Raw genomic sequence first — 6,839 nt, forward strand, 5'->3', positions numbered from 1 at the left:
GAGGGTTCGATTCCCTTCACCCGCTCTCAGTTTAAGAACCTTCAGCTAAAGATCTACCGCCACTGTCTAGCGCAGGCGGCGCCGTCCTTTCAAAAATTTGCACGCCGGTTTCGCTTGCTTGAACTCCGCCAGTTCGGCGTCGCTGATACTCTGGTCGATGATAATCGCGCGGAGCTTGGGCAGGTTTTGCAATGGCGCAAATCCGGCGGCGTCTTCGACGTCGGTCGCGTACACGTTAAGGACTTCGAGCTCCTTCAGTTCGGCAATCGTGACCATGCCGGCGCTGGTGACGGCGGTTCCCAAGAGCGACAGATCGGACAGGTTCGGCGCGTTCTTTAGCGCCGCCAGGCCGGCGTCGGTTACCTTGGTTTGCTCTAAGTCCAGTTTTGTGAGCGAAGGTAACAAGGGCAGTGTAGCGAGGCCCGCGTCGTCGACGTCAGTTCCGGTCAGAGTAAGCGTGACCAGCGCCCGCAAGCCTTCCAGGTGCCGCAGTCCGGCCCCGCTAATGCGGGTGTCCGCTAGGTAGAGCGAACGCAGATTCTTTAGTTCCGACAGATATTGCAACCCGATGTCGCTGATGTTCGTCTCGGCCAAGCAGAGATCCGTGAGCCCCCTATCCTCCGCGATGGCCGCCAGGGTCGCGTTCGTGACCCCGGTTGTGGCCAAGTTGAGGCGCTTTAGCTCGTGAGCGTCCTTCAGCCAGTGCAGCCCGTCGTCAGTGACTTTCGGCGCGTGGAGTCGGAAATCTTCCAGGCTGCGTATGTTGCAAAGCCGGGTCAGACCGGCGTCCGTAAATTCTGTGCTTTTTAGGGCCAGATTCTTTGGCTCTAAACCGCGGAGGTACGACAGCGTGGCATCGGTTGGTTCCGATTCGAAATCGAACTTCCCGAGAAGGAAATTCACGTTGATGTTGAAATGGGTCGGCCGGTCTACAAAATCGACGCCCAGGTGGGATTCGACCCAGTCTCGCACCGCGGGGCGCAAGGAACCACGCGCCATCTCTGCTGGGTCCATCACTGCGGACTGAATTTCGCGATCCCGAGGATAATACACAGTACCACCTGCCGAACGGATGGCCGCGACCGCGGCGCGCTGTCGGTGGGCGCGTTCAACGATAATGCCCAGGCATACGGCCAGCGCCGTGATGGCGGCCAGAAATGCCATCAGGCTGAATCGAAAAAACCGTCGCCACGAGCTCAGGAGATACATTGACCGTCGTCCCCTGAAGGCGAACTAAAGAGATGATGCAAGAACACCTGAGGGCATTCCGGATCGGTATAAAAATCGGCTCCTAAGGCCACGTAATGCGGGGCGTGCAGAGCAAGACGGCGATGCACTTAGACGTGGCTTCCAGTGCGTCAACAGCGACTGCCCGACTGAGACGAAATACGGCCAGTGCGTGACCGCGTTGCAACCTTCAGTGCAGTTCTCGGCATGGCTTCTCAGTCGGTGCTCATCGCAACTCAAGCGGAGGGCACGAGATTCGAACTCGCAACCCATTGCGGGGCACCACATTTCCAGTGTGGCCGCTAGCCATTCGCTTACCCTCCGAAATCGCTCCCTGCGATTCTACCTCACTCTTTCCCGATGCAAAGTCCTGATAAGGCTTTGCGTCGGCGTTTGACGGCCATTTTCGTTGCTACTTCCTACCACAACAGCCGCGCTTGGCTGTCCCAGAGACTTTGGTGTCGCGGGGCGGACGCCGTGGACGGAACCGACAGTCGGTGCAGCCGTCCCGCCGCTTCTCTCTGCATGGTCGGGAGACAGTGCAAGTAGGTGTCCATCGTCACGCTGATCTGCGAGTGCCCAGGTCGCTCCTGGACGATTTTCGGATGAACGCCTTGCGACAAGAGTAACGTGGCATGGGAGTGACGCAAGTCGTGGATGGTCGAGCTGCTATATCTCGCTATGCAGATTGACGCAATCCCCAAGACGCCACAAGGTGCGGTCCAGTTGGCACGGGCGACGCCCACGATCTTGAGCGCACTCGCTCGCATCCCTGCCTGCGTCGAGCCTGCTAACGCCAGTCAGCCGGCCGCAAAGGGTCCGTCGGAGTTGCTGAGCACTCTCACACGACTCGACGATATATCGAGAAAGACGCAAGACGAGCTTTCCTGAGCCGGTTTGCGACGACGGCATGATCCTGGTCACTGCTGAAGGATTCACGCGCCGTCGAATGCCATGGACGAAAGACACCGCCGAGCTCAAAGTCTCGCTCGCTCCGGCGGCCATGCTGATAGGCGAAGTACGCATTGACGGCAAGCCCCTCACTGATGGCTGGGTGCAACTCTCGTCGAATGACAAAGACAATCTCAACTCCACGCTGGATGAGGCTAAAGGCCATTTCCTATTCGAAATGCTCCCCGCAGGCGAATACTCACTCGAAGTGCGGAGTAGGAACAGCAAGCGGCTTTTTGCACAACAGCTTATACTCGCAACCGGTCATTCACATACCCAGGTTATTGTCCTTCCGCAGGACGACGCCCAAAATGACGGGCTGAAGTGATTGGACATACGACTTACTCAGATCAGACATGCCCGTCGCCCGCTGACCGTCGCGGGTGCACATCGTAAGCACGTGCCACCAGGTTGGCCCATGCCCAGTGGCCAGCACGCACGAAATGAACGGCCTCAACGCACGATGTAGACTTAGATCAGATAGCCTCAGGACCTCATGAACGTCGTTCGTCAAATATCCGGCGGCGACAGCATTGGAGAAACGCCCACCGTGCCAATCTCAGCCCTTGCGGGCAAACCGGCCCCGACAGAATTGCTCGTCGACGTGGCCCAGCTTGAACGAGAATACTTTAATCGCCGGCCCGACATGGGTGACCCCCAACAGCGAGTCCACTTTGGCACAAGCGGACACCGTGGATCGCCGTTGCGGGCCAGCTTCACTGAGGCGCATATCTTGGCCATCACTCAGGCCATCTGCGATTACCGTCGGCGGCAGGGTATTGATGGTCCCCTCTACATGGGCATGGACACCCATGCACTATCCGGTCCCGCGCAGCGCACAGCGCTTGAGGTTCTGGCAGCCAACGGTGTAGAGACGGTGATTCAGCGCGACGATGGCTTCACGCCGACCCCGGTCATCTCACGGGCCATTCTCGTCTACAACCAGACGCGGAAGAGCCACCTCGCGGACGGCATCATCATCACACCCTCACACAACCCGCCGGAAGATGGTGGGTTCAAGTACAACCCGACCAACGGGGGCCCTGCGGATGTGGATGTGACGAGCTGGATTGAGGAACGCGCCAACGCGTTGCTGCGAGAGGATAACGCGGAGGTAGACCGCGTGCCGTGGTCGAAGGCCATCAAGGCCACGACGACGCACGAGGAGGACTTCGTGTTCCCCTATGTCAATGACCTGCGCAATGTCATCGACATGGAAGCAATCCGCAGCGCCAAGCTGAAGTTGGGAGTCGACCCGCTTGGGGGTGCAGCGGTGCATTATTGGGACATCATCAACGAGGTTTATGGACTCGAAATCGATGTAGTAAATCCGATTGTTGACCCAACGTTCTCGTTCATGACGGTCGATCATGACGGCAAAATTCGCATGGACTGCTCGAGTCCCAATGCGATGGCCCGGCTCGTAGGTCTTAAAGATCGGTATCGCGTCGCATTTGCTAATGATCCCGACTCGGATCGACATGGCATTGTTACTCCCACTGCGGGGCTGATGAACCCCAATCACTTCTTGGCCGTGGCCATTCGGTTCCTTCTCACGCATCGCCCTCACTGGCCTGCGAAATCCTCCGTAGGCAAGACGCTGGTCAGCAGTAGCATGATCGATCGGGTTGTTGCCAAACTTGGGCGAACTATGTACGAAGTGCCCGTTGGATTCAAATGGTTCGTGCCCGGCCTATACGACGGTTCGATCTGCTTCGGTGGTGAAGAGAGTGCTGGAGCGAGCATCCTGCGGCACGACGGTCGCGTGTGGACAACGGATAAGGACGGGCCAATCATGGACCTACTGGCGGCCGAGATCACTGCCCGCACAGGCAAGGATCCGGGGGAACATTACGCAGAACTCACGCGAGAATTCGGCACATCTTGGTACACGCGCATAGACGCGCCAGCGACCATAGAACAGCGAAAACAACTTCAACAGTTGACGTCCGAGGCCGTGCAGGTATCTGAATTGGCCGGCGAGCCGATTGTTGCCAAACTTACGCGCGCACCAGGCAATAATGCCCCGATCGGAGGGCTGAAGGTTGTAGCTACGAGCGGCTGGTTCGCTGCTCGCCCCTCCGGGACCGAGGACATTTACAAGATTTATGCGGAAAGCTTCCAGGGCCAGAACCACCTCGACAGGATTGTGAGCGAGGCGAAGGAGATCGTGAACGAGTCACTTCGCTCGCGTGGCGCCAGTACGTAGCGCACCAAAGGACACTCGTGAGCGGCCCTTGTCGAGGGCTGCAATCATTCTCTTCGGGCTATTGGGCGTCCGAAATGAGCTTATCGTCACGCCGACGCCTTCGACGGCCATGACCACTGCCTATTTGGGATCGAAGGACGCGTTCGCGAAGTCGCCTGTTGGGCGCACGCGCGGCGCTGCGCCACCTCTCTCCGACTCAACACGCGAACGAAACATGCCCCGATTCTCTCACAGACACTGGTACTGAAATTGGTAGGGGGGGCAGTCTCAACAAATCGTGGGTTGTTGCGAGTGTCATGCGCGCATGAGTAAAAAAAGGTTAAGGCCGTTCGACCCCATCTCTACCCTTATCATTGACCGGACCGGAATCGGAGCATCGAAGCTATGTCTCGATTGGCCACACGCGCTGCGGCGGTTTTTCCCGCGGGCTCTAACGGCGAGTTCAATTTGCCGCCCGAGCTAGCAATTGTCATTCGCCGTGGACTAGGCTGCGAGCTGTGGGACGATGAGGAGCGACACTTCTACGACTTTTCGATGGGTTGGGGTTCGGCGCTGGTGGGCCATGCCCGGCCCGAAGTGGTCGATGCCGCGCAGCGTCGCGCGCCGCTGGGGGCGAACTTTGCCTACGTGACCGAAGAATCGCTGCTATTGGCCGAAGAGTTGGTGCGGCTCAGCCCGGCGTGCGACGCAGTGCGGTTTTGTGCCTCGGGAACCGAGGCGACGATGTATTGCCAGCGGCTTGCGCGGGCGTTGACCAGCCGACCCGCGATCCTCAAATTCGAAGGGGCCTATCACGGCGCCAACGAAGTGGGGGTGACCAGTCTATTTCCCACCTCGGCACCCAACTTTCCACATCCGGATCCCTCCAGTGCGGGCATCGCGGCGCTGGTGGCCGACAGTGTGCTGGTCGCGCCGTTCAATGACCTGGAGAGGACCGCCCGAATCGTCGCTGAATCGGCCGACCGTCTCGCGGCCGTAATCGTCGAGCCACTGCAGCGGTGTGTTCCGCCGCTACCGGGGTTTCTGCAGGGACTGCGACAACTTTGCGACCAATATAAGGTGCTGTTGATCTTCGACGAAGTCGTTACTGGTTTTCGCCTGGCCTATGGCGGAGCGCAGGAATATTACGACGTAGTGCCCGACCTGGTGGCGTATGGCAAGGCGCTGGGGGGCGGCTACCCGATCGGCGCGTTCGGCGGTCGGGGCGACATTCTGGACCTGGTGCGCGAGGACCGCCTTGGTCACGACGGCTACGTGTGGATGGCTTCGACCCTGGGCGGCAATCCGATTTCAGCCGCGGCCGCGCGAGCGTCCCTGACGGTGCTACGGCAAGAGGGAGTCTATCCACGGCTCCACGCCCTAGGCCGTTATCTCCGCGAACAGATTGCGGCGGTCCTCGAGCGGCACGGCATCGAGGCCCAAACGATCGGCGACGGACCGTTGGCCCAAGTGATATTTTCGAACAGGCCCGTCACTGATTACCGCTCGTCGCAACAGGGCGACAGGGCACGAGGCCGTGCAGTGATGCTCGATCTTTTCCGCCAAGGTATCTTTCTCAACCCAATGGGTACCAAGTTGTACCTATCGCTGGCGCACGACGAGCGGATTTGCGACATCTTCTGTCAGCGATTAGATGCGGCACTCATTGCCACCGGGTGAGGAACTCGTAGCCCTCACATCGTCGGATCCGCATCCACCAGCAACCCACGAACCGAGTGGGTAACCTGTAGTGCTCGATGGCAAGTTTCCATCAACGGCATGACTTTCCGGCACGAGAGCAGGCGGTGTCATCTACCAGTGGTCAGATAGGATTCTTAAGAATTAGTGCGGTTCCCATGAGTTCTTGGAATCGCATGGCGAGCACTTCATGCCGACTCGGCGACCGACGAAGCAACCGTGCGGCGTTCGAGAATCAGGACGGTTCGTCCTTACGCATTTAGCCATCCGGTTTCGGTCGACGTGACCGACGCTACAATCAGGAAGACCACGCTCAAGTTGTCGACAGAGCAGGTCATCAACTTATTGAGCCGCAGTCGCCATGAACAAACGGTTTACGCCTGATGGTCGAACGAATCGCGAGCGAATGCTGGCCGGGGATCAGTACATGTGTGACGATCCACAATTGATCCGCGAAGGAAACCGCGCCGCGGACCTCTACGCCAAATACAACGCGACGCCGGCCAACGATCAGAGTCAACGTGATCGACTCCTGCTTGAACTGCTGGGCAGCGTTGGCGCAGGCACCGTGATTCGACCACCGTTTTATTGTGACTACGGCTATAACATTTTTGTTGGCGCGCGATCATTCGCCAATTGCGGGCTGATGGCGCTCGACGTCGCCCGCATCACGATCGGCGACGATGTGCAGATTGGCCCGCACGTGCAACTACTGACGCCGACCCATCCGCTGGAAGCAGAACCGCGGCGGGCCAAGTGGGAAAGCTCTCAACCG

General features: G+C 58.9%; 6 protein-coding genes and 1 tRNA gene. 4 read left to right on the forward strand and 3 right to left on the reverse strand.

What is annotated here, in order from left to right; genetic code table 11:
• Nucleotides 1-66: 66 nt before the first annotated feature.
• From VGG64_29805 to VGG64_29815, 3 genes are all read right to left on the reverse strand, one after another.
• The gene (locus tag VGG64_29805; protein ID HEY1603835.1) at nt 67-1,209 is read right to left on the reverse strand and encodes a hypothetical protein; all 1,143 of its coding nucleotides are present in this window, start codon (nt 1,207-1,209) and stop codon (nt 67-69) included.
• A gap of 259 nt (nt 1,210-1,468) precedes the next feature.
• A tRNA-Ser gene (locus tag VGG64_29810) sits at nt 1,469-1,550 on the reverse strand.
• 96 nt (nt 1,551-1,646) lie between these two features.
• Nucleotides 1,647-1,997 carry a tyrosine-type recombinase/integrase gene (locus tag VGG64_29815; protein HEY1603836.1) on the reverse strand — a complete coding sequence of 117 codons (351 nt, stop codon included), beginning with the start codon at nt 1,995-1,997 and terminating at the stop codon, nt 1,647-1,649.
• A gap of 140 nt (nt 1,998-2,137) precedes the next feature.
• Between VGG64_29815 and VGG64_29820 the strand changes: the two genes are divergently transcribed.
• The 4 genes from VGG64_29820 to VGG64_29835 form a co-directional block, all read left to right on the forward strand.
• Nucleotides 2,138-2,506: a hypothetical protein gene (locus VGG64_29820; GenBank protein ID HEY1603837.1), complete on the forward strand. Its 369-nt coding sequence runs from the start codon at nt 2,138-2,140 to the stop codon at nt 2,504-2,506.
• Between the two features lie 222 nt (nt 2,507-2,728).
• The gene (gene pgm, locus VGG64_29825) at nt 2,729-4,387 is read left to right on the forward strand and encodes a phosphoglucomutase (alpha-D-glucose-1,6-bisphosphate-dependent) (protein ID HEY1603838.1); all 1,659 of its coding nucleotides are present in this window, start codon (nt 2,729-2,731) and stop codon (nt 4,385-4,387) included.
• A gap of 384 nt (nt 4,388-4,771) precedes the next feature.
• The gene (locus tag VGG64_29830) at nt 4,772-6,046 is read left to right on the forward strand and encodes an aminotransferase class III-fold pyridoxal phosphate-dependent enzyme (protein ID HEY1603839.1); all 1,275 of its coding nucleotides are present in this window, start codon (nt 4,772-4,774) and stop codon (nt 6,044-6,046) included.
• Between the two features lie 379 nt (nt 6,047-6,425).
• A partial coding sequence (locus tag VGG64_29835) for a maltose acetyltransferase domain-containing protein (protein ID HEY1603840.1) occupies nt 6,426-6,839 on the forward strand: 414 nt, incomplete at its 3' end.

Source organism: Pirellulales bacterium, from assembly GCA_036490175.1.
Lineage (GTDB): Bacteria > Planctomycetota > Planctomycetia > Pirellulales > JACPPG01 > JACPPG01.